The sequence below is a fragment of the Pseudomonas sp. FSL R10-1350 genome (assembly GCF_009600525.1).
Taxonomy (GTDB): domain Bacteria; phylum Pseudomonadota; class Gammaproteobacteria; order Pseudomonadales; family Pseudomonadaceae; genus Aquipseudomonas; species Aquipseudomonas helleri.
On the sequence record NZ_WIVR01000002.1, the window covers coordinates 47,108 to 64,193 of the forward strand.

At 58.8% G+C, this 17,086-nt stretch carries 11 protein-coding genes; 3 read left to right on the forward strand and 8 right to left on the reverse strand.

Going from position 1 to position 17,086, the window contains the following annotated elements; translation table 11 throughout:
• Positions 1–495 precede the first annotated feature (495 nt).
• Positions 496–2,607 (forward strand): TonB-dependent receptor, encoded by a 2,112-nt coding sequence (locus GHO25_RS01315; RefSeq protein ID WP_372240915.1) that lies wholly within the window; start codon positions 496–498, stop codon positions 2,605–2,607.
• Positions 2,608–2,899: 292 nt separating this feature from the next.
• Positions 2,900–4,438: a glycosyltransferase family 39 protein gene (locus GHO25_RS01320; RefSeq protein WP_153389653.1), complete on the forward strand. Its 1,539-nt coding sequence runs from the start codon at positions 2,900–2,902 to the stop codon at positions 4,436–4,438.
• Between the two features lie 76 nt (positions 4,439–4,514).
• Here GHO25_RS01320 and pssA read toward each other — a convergent pair whose 3' ends face one another.
• From pssA to GHO25_RS01335, 3 genes are all read right to left on the reverse strand, one after another.
• Positions 4,515–5,858 (reverse strand): CDP-diacylglycerol--serine O-phosphatidyltransferase, encoded by a 1,344-nt coding sequence (pssA, locus tag GHO25_RS01325; protein WP_153389654.1) that lies wholly within the window; start codon positions 5,856–5,858, stop codon positions 4,515–4,517.
• A 149-nt stretch (positions 5,859–6,007) separates the two neighbouring features.
• Positions 6,008–7,144, reverse strand: coding sequence for a glycerate kinase (locus GHO25_RS01330; protein WP_153389655.1), 1,137 nt, complete (start codon positions 7,142–7,144; stop codon positions 6,008–6,010).
• Between the two features lie 120 nt (positions 7,145–7,264).
• Positions 7,265–8,362, reverse strand: a complete 1,098-nt coding sequence (locus GHO25_RS01335) for a sugar diacid recognition domain-containing protein (protein WP_123749252.1) — start codon at positions 8,360–8,362, stop codon at positions 7,265–7,267.
• Positions 8,363–8,520: 158 nt separating this feature from the next.
• Here GHO25_RS01335 and GHO25_RS01340 point away from each other — a divergent pair, with 158 nt between their 5' ends.
• Positions 8,521–9,834, forward strand: coding sequence for an MFS transporter (locus tag GHO25_RS01340; RefSeq protein WP_153389656.1), 1,314 nt, complete (start codon positions 8,521–8,523; stop codon positions 9,832–9,834).
• 75 nt (positions 9,835–9,909) lie between these two features.
• Here the strand turns inward: GHO25_RS01340 and GHO25_RS01345 are convergent, their stop codons facing one another.
• The 5 genes from GHO25_RS01345 to GHO25_RS01365 form a co-directional block, all read right to left on the reverse strand.
• Complete coding sequence (locus GHO25_RS01345) at positions 9,910–11,121, reverse strand: amino acid deaminase (protein WP_153389657.1); 1,212 nt, start codon at positions 11,119–11,121, stop codon at positions 9,910–9,912.
• Between the two features lie 16 nt (positions 11,122–11,137).
• Positions 11,138–11,527, reverse strand: coding sequence for a RidA family protein (locus tag GHO25_RS01350; RefSeq protein ID WP_048372043.1), 390 nt, complete (start codon positions 11,525–11,527; stop codon positions 11,138–11,140).
• Positions 11,528–11,578: 51 nt separating this feature from the next.
• Entirely contained in the window at positions 11,579–13,831 is a 2,253-nt protein-coding gene (locus GHO25_RS01355; RefSeq protein WP_153389658.1) for an ATP-dependent DNA helicase, read from the reverse strand.
• The gene (locus GHO25_RS01360) at positions 13,828–15,477 is read right to left on the reverse strand and encodes a VRR-NUC domain-containing protein (protein ID WP_178109944.1); all 1,650 of its coding nucleotides are present in this window, start codon (positions 15,475–15,477) and stop codon (positions 13,828–13,830) included. The genes GHO25_RS01355 and GHO25_RS01360 overlap by 4 nt, the downstream gene beginning before the upstream one ends.
• Before the next feature lie 156 nt (positions 15,478–15,633).
• Complete coding sequence (locus GHO25_RS01365; protein WP_153389660.1) at positions 15,634–17,076, reverse strand: hypothetical protein; 1,443 nt, start codon at positions 17,074–17,076, stop codon at positions 15,634–15,636.
• Positions 17,077–17,086: the final 10 nt, after the last annotated feature.

The window sequence follows — 17,086 nt, forward strand, 5'->3', positions numbered from 1 at the left end:
CTTTAAGCGGTCTGGCCTGTAAGCCTGACCTTTGCCCTGTGCAGTCAGCACAGGTGTGCGCATGACTCGACCAATGGACCCGCCATTAGCAGCAGCGCACGATTGCTGTGGGGTAAACGCGTTTCATGGGCGCTGAATCTACCACTGTCACGCCCCTGCCGCACGGCAGGCACGCCCCGTTGTGGTGCGCATATAAGCCCAACGCCAGCAAATCCGGGCAACGTGGCGGCGGTGCGACAAATCGACTCAGGCAGGCAGCTCACCCCCTGATTGTCATAAGCCCCGCAGTGGCGATCAGGTTAACTCCGGTAAAGGTGCGTGAAGTTTCGCTTTTTGATGCAAGAGAGAATCTATATCATTTGCCTTTAAGTTTGCACGGATGCCGACACTTCTCTCACTCTGCGCGGAATTCTGATGCCGACCACCCTCGCCCCGTTTCGTTTGACTTCACTGGCTGCCACCTTGCTTGGCCTGCTGGGTACTTCGCTGTGCAGCATGGCTGCTGCCGATCAAGCCCCGGCCTCCGTACTGACCCTGGACAGCACGGCCATTTCAGCTGATGAATTACCCAAGAACGCCCTGCCGACCGTATTCAGCGGCGGCCAGGTCGCTCGGGGTGGTGAGCTGGGCGTGCTGGGCAATCAGGACATGATGGATGTGCCGTTCACGATGTCGAGTTACACCTCGCAACTGATCGAAGACCAGCAAGCAGAAAACATCGGCGACGTGCTGCTAAACGATTCATCGGTGCGCCAGTCCTTTGGCTACGGCAACGCGGCGCAGATTTTTGTGATTCGGGGCTTGCCTCTGAACAGTGACGATATTTCTTATAACGGCTTGTATGGCGTATTACCGCGCCAAGTGATCAGTACCGACAGTCTTGAGCGGGTTGAAGTGTTCAAGGGACCCAATGCCTTTATTAATGGCGTAACTCCGACCGGTTCAGGCGTCGGCGGTGGCATCAACTTGCAGCCAAAGCGTGCGCAGGACACCCCGACCCGGCGCTTTAGCACCGATATCTCCAGCAGCGGCCGCGTGGGTGAACACCTCGATCTGGGCCAGCGCTTTGGCGATAACAATGAGTTTGGCGTGCGCATGAACATCGCCCAGCGCGAAGGCGATACGGCTATAGACGATGAAAACCAGCGCACCAAGCTGTTTGCCCTGGGGCTGGATTACCGGGGTGATCGCTTGCGGCTGTCGACCGATTTTGGCTATCAAAAGCAGCGCATCAATGGCAATCGCAACACGGTGTATATCCCCGCCACATTGACCGGCATCCCCCACGCCCCGGATGCCGACACCAATTACAGCCAGAAGTGGACCTTCACCGAGCTGGAAGACACCTACGGCATGGCCCGTGGCGAATATGACCTCAACGATCACTGGACCCTGTATGCCGCCGCTGGGGCTAAGCACACCCGCGAAGTAGGCAACTACTCCACCCCGACCCTGCGCAGTACCGCAGGCGCGACCACCGCTTCAAGCATGTTTGTCGCTCATGATGAAGACAACCGCAGCGCCATGGCAGGACTGCGCGGCACGTTGCAAACCGGCCCGGTGAGCCACCAAATCAACCTCGGGGTGACGGGTATCTGGACAGAGCAACGCTCGGCATATGAGTTGAGTGGCAGTTTCGCCAACGACTTGTACCATCCAATCGACGTGGCCAAGCCGACGGTTTACCCATACGTGGGCGGCGATATCAACGACCCGGGCATCGTCGGCAAGACCATCAACCGCAGCATGGCGATTTCCGACACCCTGGGCTTTATGGACGACCGTATTCTGCTCACCTACGGTCTGCGTCGGCAAAATCTGAAAGTCGACGGCTGGAGCTACGCCGGCGCGCGCACGGCCACCTATGACGAGTCCATCACCACGCCGGTCTACGGCATCGTGCTTAAACCATGGGAACACGTGTCGCTGTACGCCAACCGCATCGAAGGTCTGGCCAAGGGCCCGACTGCTCCGGCAACCGCTGGCGGTGCTGAAGTGACAAACCGCGGGCAGGCCTTTGCGCCTGCACGCTCCAAGCAGGTTGAAGCCGGGATCAAGTACGACAAAGGCACCTTTGGCGCGAGCTTTGGGGTGTATCGCATAGAGCAGCCCAGCGACGGCTATGTCGACGCGCAAAACACCTACGTGCGCCAAGGCACCCAGCGCAATCGCGGGGTTGAGCTGAACATCTATGGCGAGCCGCTGGACGGCTTGCGTTTGCTGGCCGGTGCGACCGTGATGGACACCGAACTCAGTGGCACCAAAAACGGCGCCAACAATGGCAATCGCGCGATCGGCGTGCCGAACTTCCAGTACAACCTGGGTGCCGACTGGGATGTACCGGGGCTTGAGGGCGTCGCGTTGAATGGGCGCATGCTGCGCACTGGCGGCCAATACGTCGATGCAGCCAACACCCAGAGCATCCCGGCCTGGAACCGCTTTGACCTGGGCGCACGTTACAGCTTCGAGGTTGAGCAACGTGCCGTGACGCTGCGGGCCAACCTGGAAAACGTCGCCAACACCCGCTACTGGGCGTCGGCCAATGGTGGCTACCTGAGCCAGGGCGAACCGCGCGCACTGAAAGTCTCGGCTACGGTCGACTTTTAAACCCGCCCGACTCGTGTGGGAGCGGGCTTGCTCGCGATGCAGACAACACGGTGTGCCTGACACACCTTGTCGGTCAAATCGCGGTCAAGCCCGGTTCCCACAGGTTGCAACGCCCGGCAAGCCTGCACTTTTTTCACATTGAGTTCACCTCCCCTCCACCCACAGCCCTCTAACGTGCCTTTAAACACACACGGCGCGATGCAGATTCAGCTCAGCGTAAGGTTGAGATCGCTAACATCAGCGATTGAAAGTAGCCGTCTAGTGATCCCCTATCTCCTCAGGCCAACCCTGAATGACCGTTATCCAACGCTGGACCTCAGAGCACCGGGCGCTGCTGCGGTTGCTGGGCGTATCTGCCTTGATGCTTTTACTCGGCCTGGGTTCGCGCGAACTCTGGGGCCCGGAAACCCGCTGGGCCAACATTGTCCTGCAAATGCTGCAAAGCGGTGATTACCTGGACCCGTACCTCAAGGGTTCGGCCTACTACGACAAACCGCTGCCGTCCTACTGGCTGATCACCGCGACGGCCGGGGTGCTCGGTGACCTGAATCACTGGTCATTACGCCTGCCATCGGTCATCGCCGCCTGGTTGAGTGTGTGGTTGGTGTACCTGATCGGCAAACAGCTGTTCAGTCAGACCACAGGCCTGATCGCCGGCTGGATGCTGATCAGCACGTTTTACTTTGTGTTCTGGGGGCGCGTCGCCACGGCCGACATAATGACCGTGTGCGGCTTGCTCGCCGCCGTGTGGTGGTATTGGCGGGGCCCTGATGACACCCGATTTAGCCGCTACTGCGTGTTCTTTTTGTTGCTAGCCATGAGCTCATTGCTCAAAGGGCTGATCGGCTTTGTGTTGCCGGGGCTGATCTTGCTGCCCCATGTACTGAGCGAACAGCGCTGGAAGCGACATGTGAACGTGCGTTTGTGTGCGGCCCTGGCCATCGCGCTGGCGGTGTACCTCATACCCTTTGCCCTTTCGCACCTCTATGGCGCTGCCAACTACGGGCAAAGCGGGTTGGGCCTGGTGCTGCGTGAGAACGTGGTGCGCTTCTTCCAGCCTTTCGACAACCTGGGGCCGATTTACACCTACCTGCTCTACTTGCCGGTCTACACCCTGCCCTGGGCGCCGGTCTGGATCATTGCTCTGTGGGTTGCGCTGCGCAACTGGCGGCATATTGAGCCAAACGCCCGCTGGCTGGTCTGGGGTCTGACCCTGTTGTTTGTGTTCTTTACCGCCAGTGGCAGTCGCCGCAGCTATTACGTACTGCCGCTGGTGCCCTTCGCGCAACTGCTCGGCGCCTGGTGGGTTGCCCGACGCCTGCAACAACGCAAAAAAACATTGGGCCGAGGCTGGAGAATAGCCTTCGGGATAAGTTGCGGCTTGCTGTTGCTGGTACTGGGGGTGTTTTACCCGTGGTCCAACGGTGGCGGCGGCGTGATGCAATTTGGTCAGGACGTTAAAGCCCAAGCCAGCGCCCAAGCGCCGTGGGACGACTGGCGCATGGTGATGATTGAAGTCGACAACAAACTGCCGCTGTATGTGCAGAACGACAATCAGCCGTTTTACTTTGTCAGCGAAGACCAGGACTACCCGCGCCAGGGTGACAGCGCCGCCCTGATGGCCTGGCTGGATAAAACCAGTGGCCATCACTTTGATCCAGAACGCACCTTGATATTCGCCCAGCACCGCAGCGGCGACCCGTTACCGCTGGGCTATTTGAGCGTGGATCACCAGGTGGTCAGCAGCCAGGTCGATAACGGCGACCGCCTGCTGCACCGCCGCCAGACTGAGAGCGTGGCGTATATTCCCGCCGTTGGCGGGAGCTTGTAGTTAGAAGCTGCAAGCGGCAAGTTTTAAGCGGTTGGCTTGTGGCTTGTGGCTTGCGGCTTATCGCTTGCGGCTGGATTCAAAGAATCCTGTACAACAGGCGTTCGATTCGTACCCGGCTGACGCGGCGCAGGAACTTGGCCACGGCGGGTGGGTAGTCTGTCAGGGTTTCGAGATTTTTGAAGTGATCGATGCGCTGGGTGTGGGCGAAGATCGCTTCCAGTTCCTTGCGCCGGGGTTCGAGCAATTCGCGACGCGGGTCGTCGATCAGCAGGCCGTTTTCCAGGTCCAGGCGGAACGCTCGCGGGTTGAGGTTGTTGCCGGTCAGCAAGGTGTAGCGGTCATCAACCCACATGCCTTTTAGGTGATAGGTGTTGTCACCGTCACGCCACAGGTGCAGGTTGAGCAAGCCGCTGTCGATCTGGCGCTGATGGCTTTTGGCAAAACGACGCAGGCTCAGTTCGTACAGGTAGGGCAATGCTGCGATCACCCTGAACGGTTCACTCGGCGGGATATAGAAGTCGTTGGCGGTCTTGTCACCGACCACGATGTCGATCTTCACCCCACGCTCCAGCGCACGGTTGATCTCGCGGGTGACGGGCAGCGGCAAGTTGAAATACGGCGTGCAAATGGTCAATTGCAGCTGACTGCTGGCAATCAACTCGCACACCACCCGGTTCAGCGGGTTGTTTTTGCCAACGCCCAGCAGCGGGCTGACGGACAGGCCAAAGTGCCCGACCGTGCCGTGTGTGGTGTCGTAACTGGCTTTTTTCAGGTGGCTGCGCAAGTTGCCAATGGCGCTGCGCAGGCTGCGCGTGGTCGGCAATGACGGCAGATCCAGGCGGTGCACGGCCTTGGCTTCAATCAGGTCATGCTGAACAAAGTGCTGCATGGAATCCGCCAGCGCCTTGTTGTGCAGCACGTGGTAACGGTCGTAGCGGTACTTGTCCAGCTTGTGCAAATACACGTTGTTCAGGCTGGCGCCGCTGTAGATCACGCAGTCGTCGACAATAAAGCCCTTGAGGTGTAGCACCCCGAACAGTTCACGGGTTTGCACCGGCACGCCGTAAATCGGCACCTCGCTGTCGTGAGCCGCCGTTTGCGCCTGATACCAGGCCGCGTTGCCGGGCTGCTTGCCCGCGCCAATCAGCCCGCGTTGTGCCCGCAACCAGTCAACCACCACCGCAATTTCAAGTTCCGGACGTGCCGCTTTGGCTGCGTGCAAGGCGTCGAGAATTTCCTGGCCGGCTTCGTCCTGTTGCAGGTACAAGGCCACCAGCGTGATCCGATGACGAGCACCCGCGATATGCGCCAGCAGGCTGCGACGGAACTCGGCAGCGCTGGGCAAAATGCTGAACGCATCGGCAGACAATGGAAAACTGCGCAGTTTGGGCAACAAGGAACGTTTGAAGAGCGACGGCATAGGGCTCGCAAGGGTCGAATGCAAAAGACCGCACAGCTTACACGATTCTTGGCAACTGCATTTACTGTAGGAGCGAGCTTGCCTCGCGATCTTTTTAAAGATCAAAAGATCGCGAGGCAAGCTCGCTCCTACAGAGGGGCCGGTAGCGATTACAGGGTGCGCAACGTCAACAAACGGGCGATGTCGCGGGCGCGGTCGGTGAGCAATTGCGCAGCCTGGGCGCAGGCGTCTTCGAGGCTCATCGGGCCGTTGGTCAAGGCGAAGGCGGCGTGTATGCCATGGGCGTACAGGGCCTGATAGCCCTCGCCCAACGTACCGGCCAAAACCACCACCGGCACGCCGTGGGCCTGGGCAATACGGGCAACACCAAACGGGGTTTTGCCACGCAGGGTCTGCGCATCAAAACGCCCTTCCCCGGTGATCACCAGGTCTGCGCCCTTGACCGCCTCGGACAAACCGACCAACTCGGCGACCACCTCGACCCCGGCACGAAATTGCGCACCAAAGAACGCTTTGGCGGCAAAACCAAGCCCGCCCGCTGCACCCGAACCCGGCTCATCACGTACATCCTTAGGCAAGATCCTGGCGCAATGATCGGCAAAGTGCCCGAGGGCTTGATCCAGCAGGCGCACTTGCTCAGGCGAGGCGCCTTTTTGCGGGCCAAAAATGGCGGACGCGCCATGCTCGCCGCACAGCGGGTTATTGACGTCAGCCGCGATTTCAAAACGCACGTCATTCAAACGCGGGTCCAGACCGGTCAGGTCAATGCGCGTCACGTTAGCCAAGGCCAGGCCGCCATGGGCCAGAGGTTGGTCCTGGGCATCGAACAAACCCAGACCCAGCGCTTGCAGGGCACCGGCACCGGCGTCGTTGGTGGCGCTGCCGCCGATGGCCAAGATGATGCGCTGGGCTCCGGCATCCAACGCGGCCTTGATCAACTCACCGGTCCCGAACGTACTGCTGATACAGGCGTCGCGCTCATTGCGGGCGACCAGTTGCAAGCCGCTGGCCTCGGCCATTTCAATAATTGCGGTGCGTCTGTCCGGCAGCCAGCCCCAGTTGGCCTCGACCGCAGCACCCAAAGGCCCTTGCACGCGATTACGCCGCAGTTGCCCGTTACCGGCGGCGACAATCGCATCCACCGTCCCTTCGCCACCATCGGCCATGGGGCGCGTGATCAACTGCGCATCCGGCAGCACATCGCTGAATCCGGCAGCAATGGCATCGGCGACTTTTTCAGCGCTCAGGCTGTCTTTGAACGAGTCGGGGGCAATCACGATTTTCATGGGGCGAATCTCCAGTTCTTATGCCTTCCATGCTGCCAGTAATCAGCTGCAAACACGCCGGTCTGGTGCACAAGCAATCACAGGGTTTGTTGTTCATTTTTACAACCGCAGCTGTGCTGGCTAGCTGTGTGGCAGCAATTGCACCCCCAGGTACAGCGCCAGCATGCCGTTGAGGCTTAACGGATCGACCCCGCTCAACTCGGCAATACGCTCCATGCGGTAGCGCAGGCTGTTGCGGTGTATGCCCAGCGCATCGGCACATGGCTGGCTCTGGCCGTCGTGTTCGCACCAACTGCGCAGGGTTGAGATCAGTTGGCCGTTACTGTCTTTGGCCACCACTTTGTGCAGCGGCCCTAACAGCTCTTCGAGAGCATCATCGTTGCGATGGCGCCACAACATCACCGGCAAGCGATAACGGTTAAGCGTCAAGACACGGGTCTGTGGCAACACATCCCGACCATAAGCCAGCAAGTCCCCGACCCGTCGATAACAGCGGCGCAAGCCCTTCAAGCCATCGGCCTGACCGCCTGCGGCAACGCGCAAGACGTTCCAGCCCAGGCCATCAAGGCGTTCTAGCAAACGCAGGTCGTCCAGCGCAGTGGCCGAGGGGCGACACCACAACAATGAGCCGGTGGCCGGGGTCACGCACCAACTGTCCGGGTAGCGAGCCTGCAACCAGGCGCTCAGGGCTTCGGCGCTTTGCCCCGCGCCCAACTCAAACAAAAAAGGAATGCGTGATAACTGCGGCTTAAGCCCCAGTTGTTGGGCTTCATCAATCAGCCGGGGCGAGTCGCCCGCATCACTGAGCAATAAAGCCACCAGGTCATCGCAACGCTGCCGCCGCCATTGTTGCTCTGCCTGCTGGTGACGCTGGCCCACCAGCATTTCAGCGGTCATGCGCACCAACTCGGCATAGGTGCGCAATAACTCGGGCTCGCCGGTCAGCCCGAGCACGCCAATCAGGCGCTGGTCGAGCAATAAAGGCAGGTTGATACCCGGCTGCACGCCTTTGAGGTGCTTGGCCGTTTGCGTGTCAATCTCGACCACCCGTCCGTTGGCCAGGACCAGTTGTGCACCTTCGTGCCGTGTATTAATGCGCTCTGGCTCACCGCTGCCTAGAATCAGGCCCTGGCTGTCCATCACGTTTACGTTGTACGGCAAAATGGCCATCGCTCGATCAACGATGTCCTGCGCCAGATCATGATCCAGTTCAAACATGGGGTGACAATCCTTGGAAACATTTGTTCATGGGCACAGGCGGCTGGCCAAAAGGCTGTGCATTGGCACAAAGACAGCAACGCCGAGGTGACCGAGACTCATGCAGCGATCAACGTTAACCTCGGATCGTGAAAAAACATAATAAAGAGAGACAAAAGATGTCACAGAGCGCCAACACGACGCTGATCAGCGATGACGACAAAAACGCCATCTACAAGCGCATCACCCTGCGTTTGATCCCCTTTATCTTCATCTGCTACCTGTTCAACTACCTCGACCGGGTCAACGTTGGATTTGCCAAGCTGCAGATGCTCGACGCACTCAAGTTCAGCGAAACCGTATACGGCCTGGGCGCCGGTATTTTCTTTATCGGCTATGTGCTGTGCGGCGTACCGAGCAACCTGGCGCTGACCCGCTTCGGTCCACGGCGCTGGATTGCGGTGATGATGATCACCTGGGGCGTGCTTTCGACCTGCCTGATGTTCGTCACCACGCCGACCCAGTTCTACGGCCTGCGCCTGCTCACCGGCGCCGCCGAAGCGGGCTTCTTCCCCGGCGTGGTGCTGTACCTCTCGCAGTGGTTCCCGACCTTCCGCCGTGGTCGCATCATGGCGTTGTTCATGTCGGCCATTCCGGTGTCCGGCTTGCTCGGCGGGCCTTTTTCCGGATGGATTCTCAGCCATTTCGCGGCAGACCAGGGCGGCCTGGCAGGCTGGCAGTGGATGTTCCTGCTGCAAGGGATTCCGACCGTGCTGCTCGGTGGCCTGGCGATTTTCCTGTTGAGCGACAGCTTCGCCAATGCCAAATGGCTGAGCGCCCACGAGCGCGCAGTACTGGAAGCCGACCATCAACTGGACGCCGCCAACCGGCCCTCCACGGCAACTGATTCGCTGCTTGCGGTGTTCAAGAACCCGGCCATCTGGGCGTTTGGCTTGATTTACTTCTGCATTCAGAGTGGCGTGTACGCGATCAACTTCTGGCTGCCGTCGATCATCAAAAACCTGGGCTTCAATGACGCTCTGGTGATTGGCTGGATCAGCGCGATCCCCTACTTGCTGGCGGCAGTGTTCATGCTGTTGGTGGGGCGTTCTGCCGACCTGCGCAAAGAGCGGCGCTGGCACTTGGTGGTGCCGATGCTGATGGGCGCAATCGGGCTGATCATTGCGGTCAACTTCGCGACCCAGCCGGCCATTGCGATTTTGGGCCTGACTATCGCAACCATGGGCGCCCTGACCGGCCTGCCGATGTTCTGGCCAGTGCCGACCGCCCTGCTCAGCGCTGGAGCGGCAGCGGGAGGCCTGGCCTTGATTAACTCGATGGGGCAGATGGCGGGCTTCTTGAGCCCTTACCTGGTCGGGTTTGTCAAAGATGCGACCGGCTCTACGGACGTGGCCTTGTACATGCTGGCTGCCGTGATTGTCGGTGGCAGCCTGCTGGCCTTGCGCATGACCCGGGGCATGACCAACGCCTGATGGTTCACGCTTTTGCTTCGCGATCTTTTGGATTTTTAAGATCAAAAGATCGCGAGGCAAGCTCGCTCATACGGGTTAGAACTCGATATCCAGCAGTTCAACCACGTTGAACTGCTCGTCCACCAGGCAACCGACGCGCCATTTGTCGAAGGTCAGACACGGATGTGAGGTACCAAAGCTGATGATGTCGCCGATGGTCAACTCAATGCCCGGGGCAACAGTCATAAAGGCATGCTGGTCCATCACGGCTGTGACCCGGCATTCGCTGACGTCATCGCCCAACGCAGGCACTACGCCTTCGCGGTAACGTTTTAGCGGCATCGGCAAGCCCGCATCGTAGGCCACATCCCGTTTGCCCAAGGCAACAACGGCAAAGCCCGGCTCAGGCAGCGATTGCACGTGGGCCCAGACTTCCAGCGCCGGACGCAGACCTTCGTGCAGGTCGCTGCGCCGATCCAGCACGCAGCATTGCGCCTCTTTGTAAATGCCGTGATCGTGAACCACGTAGCTGCCGGGGCGCAGCACGCTGAGGAATCGCCCGCTGGCCGACTCGGCGGCGAACGCTTCGGCAATCAAGTCATACCAGGCAGACCCCGACGCCGTGATGATCGGTTTATCGAGGGCAAAAGCGCCGTCTTTTTGCAGATGCAGGGCCAAACGCACCAGTGACGCTGCGAAAGCACGAATCTCGCTGATCGCTGTGTCACCACGAATCACCCCTTCGTAGCCTTCGATGCCCGTCAACGCCAGGGCTGGCTGGGCGTTGATCGCCGCCGCCAAAGCCAGCACTTGCTCCTCTGTGCGACAGCCGCAACGCCCGCCTACCACGCCGTACTCGATCATCACATTGAGACGCTGGCCGCGCTCGGCAAAGAACGCGCCCAAGGCCGCGACGTTGTCCGGGTGATCCACCATGCAGTAGAACTCGAACGCGGGGTCCGTTTGCAGCTCGGCTATCAGTGCCATGTTCGGCTGCCCCACCAACTGGTTGGCCATCAGCACGCGGCGCACGCCGGCGGCATAGGCCGCACGGGTTTGCACCGCAGTGCCCAAGGTCATGCCCCAGGCGCCCTGCTCCAGTTGGCGGCGAAACAAGGCCGGGGCCATGCTGGTTTTGCCGTGGGGGGCCAAGACTGCGCCGCTGCGGGTCACGAAGTCTTGCATCCAGCGAATGTTATGTTCCAGCGCTGCACGGTGGATCACCAGTGCAGGCAAGCTGACGTCACGCACCAGATTGTCGGCACGTTTGCCAGCGCCCTTGGGCACCAGCGCAGTGTTGAGTGGCATCGGTATACCTCGTGTGTCAGACCTTGGCTTTGTAGGCGATGCAATCGATCTCGACCTTGCAATCGACCATCATCATGGCTTGAACGCAGGCGCGGGCCGGGGCATGTTCGCTTTTGAAATACGACGCAAAGACCTTGTTGAAACTCCAGAAATCACGCGGATCTTGCAGCCAGACGCCGGCACGCACCACATCTTCAAGGCCATAACCGGCTTCTTCGAGAATCGCGATGAGGTTTTGCATGGTCTTGTGGGTTTGCTCAACAATCCCGCCGTTGATGATTTCACCGTTTTCCATGGCCACCTGACCCGACACGTGCAGCCAGCCATCGGCCTCGACAGCGCGGGCAAATGGCAAGGGTTGACCACCGGCGCCCACAGCGCCAGTACCGTAACGTTTGATGCTCATAAGCAGGGCTCGGTTAGTGAACAGGCTGGCAGTGTGTCACACGCCACGCCATCAGCCCAATTGCCACCAACCGGGCAGCAGTTGTTGCACCTTGGGTTCGGCAAAGCGGTCATCGATCAAGAACAGCGTGCCTTGGTCGCTTTGGGTACGGATCACGCGCCCGGCGGCCTGGACGACTTTTTGCAGGCCTGGATAGAGGTATGTGTAGTCATACCCCGCGCCGAACAGCCCGGCCATGCGCAGCTTGATTTGCTCATTGACCGGGTTCAATTGCGCCAGCCCGAGGGTGGCGACAAATGCACCGATCAGCCGCGCGCCCGGCAAGTCGATGCCCTCGCCAAACGCACCGCCCAGCACCGCGAAACCTACCCCTTGGCTGGCCAGGGTGAATTGATCAAGAAAGCCTTGGCGCGCGGCTTCGTCCATGCGTCGTGATTGCAACCACTGCGGCACCTGCGGATGGCGTTCGGCGAGCAATTGTGCAACCTGTTGCAGGTAATCAAAACTGCTGAAAAACGCCAGATAGTTGCCGGGGCGCTGCGCGAACTGGGCAGCGATCAATTCGACGATGGGCGCCAGGGACGCTTCGCGGTGCACATAGCGGGTCGAGATCTGGCTGACCACCTGCACTTTCAGTTGCTGTGCACTGAACGGCGATTCGACGTCGATCCAGACCGTATCGGCAGGCAACCCCAGCAGGTTGGCGTAATAAGGGCGCGGGCTCAGGGTGGCCGAAAACAAAACGTTACTTTGCGCGCTGGACAGCCGTGGGCCGATGAATCCCGCCGGGACAATGTTGCGCAGGTTGAGCTGTGACACACGCCGCCGGCCAGCATCGCGTACGCTGACGTCGAACAAAAAGTGCTGGTCAAACAGCTCTGCGACCCGGTTGAACTGCAGGGCTTCGAAATAGAAGGCTTGCAGGTTGCCGGTCAGCCCTTGCGGATGATCGTTGAGGTAGTCACCGATTGCCGTTATACAGCCCGACAACGCGCTGAGCCATTTAGCCGGCAGTTGCGGATGCACTTGATAAGCCCCGTTTTGTTCCTTGTGCAGCGCATTCCATTCACGATTGAGGCGCTTGAACGGCTTGTCGAGCGCCGCCGGGGCGTTTTGCCGAACGCTGTTGAGGGTGTGTTGATCGAGGCTGGCGCTGTACATCTGGCGCGCCCGCTCCACCAGGTTATGGGCTTCGTCGACCAGCGTCGCGACCCGCCATTGATTGGCTTGGGCCAGACCGTAGAGCAAGGCCGTAAAGTCGAAATAGTAGTTGTAATCGGCAATCACCAGATCAGCCCAGCGGGCCATTTCCTGACTCAGGTAGTACGGGCACACCTGATGGTCCAGGGCGACGCTACGTAATGTCTGCTGGTCCAGCGGTGACTGGGTAACAGCCGCCTGACGCGCAGCGGGCAGGCGATCATAAAAACCCTTGGCCAACGGGCAGGCATCGCCATTACAGGCGTTTTCGGGGTATTCACAGGCCTTGTCCCGCGCCACCAGTTCCAGCACGCGAAACGGGCTCTGCGAACCTGCCGGGTACAGCACTTGTGCGGCATCCAGCGCCAATTTGCGGCCGGGCGTCTTGGCGGTCAGGAACATCAGTGTGTCGAGTTGTTGCTTGGGCATGGCCTTGATCAAGGGGAACAAGGTGCCTATGGTTTTGCCGATGCCGGTGGGTGCCTGGGCCATCAGGCAACGACCGCCACTGGCGGTTTTATACACGGCCTCGGCCAGGCTGCGTTGCCCGGTACGAAATTGCGCATGGGGGAAAGCCAACTGCAGCGCCGCCTCATCACGGGCCTGACGGTGGCGCATTTCCTGCTCGGCCCAGTTCAGGAACAGCGAGCATTGCTGATTAAAGAACTGTTCGAGGTCGGCGGCCTTCCAGGTTTCTTCGACTCGTGTTTCTTTCTCGCTAACGATATCGAAGTACACCAGCGCCAGATTCACCTGGGGCAGTTGCAGGCTTTGACACAGCAGCCAGCCATACACCCGGGCCTGAGCCCAGTGCAATTGCCGATGGTTGACGGGGATCGAGGCAAAGTCGCCGCGAAAGGTTTTTACCTCTTCAAGCACATTACCTTGCGGGTCGTAACCGTCGGCACGACCGCGCACGGTCAAGCTCTGGTACTGGCCTTCAAGGCTCACCTCGGTTTGATACCCGGCACTGCGCCGTGAAGCCACCGTACGATGCCCGGCAATACCCTGCTGGGCCGTGGGCGACGGGGTAAAGCGCAAGTCAAGGTCGCCGACCTTGGCCGTGAACTCGCACAAGGCGCGCACTGCCACGCGATAACTCAAGGGCTCAGGTCCTGCCATTGCACGTAACACACTGTGACCGGCATCTGATGTTGCTCGCACAGCGCGAGCCAGCGCAGTTGGTTGTCTTGCAGGCGGTCACCGGGGCCTTTGACTTCGATCATGCGGTAGGTCTTTTGCGCGGGCCAGAACTGAATCAGGTCAGGCATGCCGGCACGATTGGTTTTGATGTCTTGCAACAAACGCTTGAACCAGACTTTCAAGTGTTCAGGCGGCAAGCACAGCAAGGCATCGTCCAGCAGGCTTTCGCTCACATACTCCCAGGCCACAAAAGGTGACTGCACGCCGAATTTGGCGGCGTAGGTGGCGCGAATGGTGTGTTGGTATTGCAGGCTGTCCAACTGCGCCAGGCAGGCGTCGAACAAGTCTGCACGCCTGGAAAAGAAATCTTGATCGAGCAAATCGGCCGGGCCGCTTTGATAAGGATGAAAAAACGCCCCCGGCAGCGGTGCGAAAATCGCCGGCCAGCACAGCAAGCCGAACAGACCGTTGATCAAGGTATTTTCGACGTAGTAAACCGGTGCTTCAGGCGCTTGCAGGTGCTTGACCACTTTGAACTCAACCGACAGGGGTTCATCGCGATCAAGGCTCAGATCCAGACGCTCGATCGGCTGCGCCTTGGGTCGTTCCAGCGCAGCCAGACCCAGCTTGCGGCGCAAACGGGGCAGCATGCGCAGCAATTGCTGTTGCTCAGCGTCGGTAAAAGGCACATCCGCACTGGGCTCGGTCAACGCCATGGCCTGTTCAAACTCACCCAGCAGCTCAAGCACCCGAACCATGCGCAAACGCGCCTCGGGGTGTTGGCTGTCACGGTAGACCCGTAAAGCCTGAGCCAACGCCCCTGCCCGTTCGTGGAACTGGCCGATTTGAAACAACAAACGCGCCCGACGGCGTTGCAGCCAGCGGTTGTCGCTGTGGTATTCCAGTACCCTGGCCTGTACATCCAGCACATCGCTGCCCGCTTCAAACGCCTCACGGCAGGCGTAGAGGTGCAAGTAGCCGTCAATATCAGCCCGGCAGCGCAAGGCGCGTGATTCCTGGCTGAACGCCACGGTTTCGTAGTTAAACAGCCCCAGGTCAGCCAGTACCAGGTCCGGCCAGCCCTGGCTCAGGTTGCCAAAGAACATCAGCCGCAAACGATCGCTCAAGTCCCGGTAATTGAGGGTGTAGAGCTGTTCATCCAGTGCGGGATGCCATTTATTGAAGCTTTGTTGATGAGGGAAATCGGCTGCAAGATCCTCCAGCCACGCGGTCTTTTTACCCTTGGGCTGGGTGATGTGCGCACTGAAACAGCCAAGGATCTCGGGCTTGGTCAAGACCTCAAACACCTCGGCCAGTACCAAGGGCGCCTGATCATTCGCCCAGCCGCCCTCCACCAAAGGCCGCGCAGCAGAGCGGATATCACCTATTTCTGCATAACTGAGCTTGCTCGCGCGAAAATGCGCGCCTTTGCGCATCACCATACGCACCCACAGTGCTTGTGAGGGCGTTGGCAACTGGCCAAAACCGGCGATAAATTGCTGTTCTTCAGGGCTCAGGACATCCTCATACCGGGCTGCAACCCAGGCGAGTACATGCTGAAAGTTTTTGAGGTAGTAAAACGGGTCTTGTAGGGGATCAGAAATCACAGGCACAACAAACCACTGGCTTTGGTTACTGGTTATGCATACAGATAGCAGTTCGCCTACCCGGCTGGCAAACCCTATTGGATGAGCGGCCGGGAAGTTCCCGTGTGGTAGCCGCTGACCCGGGACCAGGCAGCGGCTTCAGATTACGGTTGAACCTCAGAGCTGCTTGTCAGGGTCATACATCCACAGTGCGGCAATCAAGGACTTACCGGCTGAGAAGTCTGTTTTTGACATACCGAACAGCACACGAAGTGCTGACACAGGTAGCCCGCTGACCGATTCAAGCCACTTTACATCAGCTTCTGACGCGGCATTTTCCTCCATCAGGGTCTGTCTCATGTCATTGCGTACATGGAGTTTTTCGGGATGACGTTGTTGTAAAAACACTTCGAGGCCGCTTGCCTGATCCACAAACGGTGAATACAGAGCGCAGATCAGATGTTCATCGGTCATGCCATGAAGTTCGGCCAGATAGTGAGTAACGGTTTGTCGTAGTCTTTCTATGCGCTTTGGGGTATTAAAACTGCCACCCAGCTTTTTGATCACCTGCCCTTTGTAGCGTTCGTTAGCTTGATTGTCGGCGCTGGCCTTGCGCAAAAAGTCTTGTACTCCAACATGGTACTCATCCCCGCAGTGACAGACACCACGAATGCCCTGTATGTGCGCCGACAATAAAACAACAGCAGCCTGGGGTTCCTCAACATCCAACACCTTTACATTCCAAGAGCCTTCTACAAACATCAGCACTTGCGAATGCAGCATATCGACTTCATAAGAGAGGCAATCAAACACGTTGATAATATTAATTTCGCTGTCTGCGCTGTGCGCCCCCAACAGATTCAACGGCACAGGAAGACGCAACCAGTGTTTAAAGTCATCATCCAGTTTTGAACATAATTTAACTGCACTTTCAAAGTCTTGGGCATACAGAGCATTAGCCGCATGCCCCTGTTTAAGCGCTACCTGCCGTATCCATTGAGTGTATTCACCCAAGTGTTCAGGCGGGCGGCGATCAATTAACGCATCAACGTGCCCACCCCATTCGCAGGCGCGCCGGTAAAGCTTGGCCCGTGACAGCAGATCGGCATAAAAGAACGTCGCTCGGGGCGCAGCTTCCGAGAGATGCCCTGCCATCAGTATTTGTGTGCGATCCATGACCGACGCCAAGCGCTCAAAGGCTACCGGTATGTGTTTGTCCAACCGCCTGACTTGCGTCTCATCCACCAGCAGCAGTTCCACTGTTGGATCGTCATACACAAACAACTCATTGCATTGTGTCTGTATTCGCGCCATGACATTGGTCGTGACACGAGGCTGACGCAATACGGCAATACGCAAAGTAAATGTTTCGGGGGTACGACCGGCAATACTCAGTTGGGCTGCACGTAAAAAAGCCAAGGTGTAAGCGCATTCTTTGCCGCCTTCATGGATCACCATGACCCGATAACTTCCAATCCGTTCCAGCCCTCCTGCGGCGACTAATATGCGTTGAACCAACAGTTGCAACGCAATGCGTTCGGGACGACTAAAAAACCCCAGCAGCCGGTGTAGAACTTGTTGATAAACAAAATGCATGGCTTGTTCATGAAAGTTGCTCATGGGCTATTCC

Bases quoted from the DNA above. Each gene is read 5' to 3' on its own strand.
- GHO25_RS01315 (WP_372240915.1), top strand. From the start codon at position 496: ATGGCTGCTGCCGATCAAGCCCCGGCCTCCGTACTGACCCTGGACAGC.
- GHO25_RS01320 (WP_153389653.1), top strand. From the start codon at position 2,900: ATGACCGTTATCCAACGCTGGACCTCAGAGCACCGGGCGCTGCTGCGG.
- pssA (WP_153389654.1), bottom strand. From the start codon at position 5,858: ATGCCGTCGCTCTTCAAACGTTCCTTGTTGCCCAAACTGCGCAGTTTT.
- GHO25_RS01330 (WP_153389655.1), bottom strand. From the start codon at position 7,144: ATGAAAATCGTGATTGCCCCCGACTCGTTCAAAGACAGCCTGAGCGCT.
- GHO25_RS01335 (WP_123749252.1), bottom strand. From the start codon at position 8,362: ATGTTTGAACTGGATCATGATCTGGCGCAGGACATCGTTGATCGAGCG.
- GHO25_RS01340 (WP_153389656.1), top strand. From the start codon at position 8,521: ATGTCACAGAGCGCCAACACGACGCTGATCAGCGATGACGACAAAAAC.
- GHO25_RS01345 (WP_153389657.1), bottom strand. From the start codon at position 11,121: ATGCCACTCAACACTGCGCTGGTGCCCAAGGGCGCTGGCAAACGTGCC.
- GHO25_RS01350 (WP_048372043.1), bottom strand. From the start codon at position 11,527: ATGAGCATCAAACGTTACGGTACTGGCGCTGTGGGCGCCGGTGGTCAA.
- GHO25_RS01365 (WP_153389660.1), bottom strand. From the start codon at position 17,076: ATGAGCAACTTTCATGAACAAGCCATGCATTTTGTTTATCAACAAGTT.